The 1,646-nt window shown below is 46.2% G+C and carries 2 protein-coding genes; both read left to right on the top strand.

The genetic code is table 11. The annotated features are described in order from the left end of the window. On the top strand, window positions 1–372 hold a 372-nt coding region (locus QMD66_07890), incomplete at its 5' end, for an IS701 family transposase (GenBank protein MDI6822742.1). Between the two features lie 217 nt (window positions 373–589). Continuing rightward, window positions 590–1,646 (top strand): IS701 family transposase (locus QMD66_07885; GenBank protein MDI6822741.1); only part of this gene is annotated, 1,057 nt, incomplete at its 3' end.

Raw genomic sequence — 1,646 nt, 5'->3', positions numbered from 1 at the left:
TCAAATGCTTCACCCAATACAAAAATGAGCAGGCTCGCAGAGATGTCTTGCAGCCGCTACTGGATGGAAAGAGCGCTGGAAGATGCAAAAGGAGAGGTAGGGATGGCGGATTATGAGGTGAGAGGCTGGCTCGGCTGGCATCATCATATGACGATGGTCCTACTGGCGATGCTCTTCCTCTTAACCTTGCAAGTGAAATGGAAAGACAAAGCCCCAATGCTGACGATACAGGATGTCAGAGAGATTCTGGAAGTGATATTGCCAAAGAGGAGAATAACAAAGAAGGAGATACTTAAGATCGTTAAGCGGAAGCATAAAGCGAGGGAATCCGCAAGGAAGTCTCACCATAAGAGGAAGAGCAAACCAAACTAAGAATATCTTGATGATCTCCACGCAATCTAAGCACGCTTAGTTTGGACTATCTCAAGATTTCGAAGATTGATATCTATTCTCCTTTTAATCCCGTGAAAATTGCTATTCAGGTTGTCCGGTATCGCAGATTGTTTGTGGCTAAATTAAACTTGACTTTGTCAAATTACTTTTATAAAATCCTTTAAATAAATATAGCCTCTATCAAGAATGAAGTAATATGCTCATGAAATTGTCTCTTTGTGATTTAGGGGCAGTTACAGAGGAGTTAAAAGTTTTTTGTATTTCCTTCAGCGATTTTTTCAGGAATAAAACGCGAAATTCGATAAAACAGGCACTTCGATATCTACAAGGGCAAATAGTGTTAAATGAGCGTGGAAACATGACGAATATCGAAAAGGTTGTTCCCGATTGTGATCACCAATCACTTCAGCATTTCATCTCCAATTCGCAATGGGACGAGGAAGGTGTTATTAACGAGCTTCAGAGGCAAGTCAGTGAGTTGATAGGGAACCCTATCCATGGTTCCGTTCACCTCGATGAATCAGGGTTCCCTAAGGACGGCGAGAACTCTGTGGGAGTAAAGCGGCAACACTGTGGCTGCCTTGGAAAGGTGAAGAACTGTCAGGTGGGTGTATTCTTGGGATACGCATTCTGGAACCGTCGGACGTTGATAGACAAGCGATTATATCTCCCTGATGACTGGGCAAACGACCCGGTTCGCAGAAGGAAGTGTGGTGTGCCACCGGAGATTACATTCAAAACAAAGGCAGAGCTGGGATTAGAGATGCTGTTAAAGGCCAAGGAGCGAGGCTTTCCCTTCGCATGGGTGGGGATGGACTGCTTCTACGGACAGCAGCCATGGTTCCTTGACAGCCTCGATAGCGAAGGCTTCCTCTACATCGCAGACGTTCCCAGCGACACGAGAGTATGGCTGGAAGATCCAAAAGTCGAAATCCCGAAGAGAAAGGGAAAGCGAGGTCGCCATCCCACACGGAAGCAGCTTGTAGAGGGAGAGCCGGAGCCGCTCGAAGTGCGGAAGATCGTAGAAGAGCTACCTGATGATGCATGGGAGCATACTTTCCTGCGAGATACAGAAAGGAAAGAGCTATGGTGTGATATGGCGTGTTTACGTGTCCATCAGGTTCGAGACGGACTGCCTGGACCCGAATCATGGCTCATCCTCAGAAAAGGGGATAATGGTGAGGAAAAGTATCAATTCTCAAATGCTTCACCCAATACAAAAATGAGCAGGCTCGCAGAGATGTCTTGCAGCC

Source organism: Actinomycetota bacterium (genome assembly GCA_030018275.1).
Taxonomy (GTDB): Bacteria; Actinomycetota; Aquicultoria; order Subteraquimicrobiales; family Subteraquimicrobiaceae; genus Subteraquimicrobium.
Note: the sequence above shows the minus strand (reverse complement) of the source record. Positions and strands in the feature narration are given on the sequence as shown.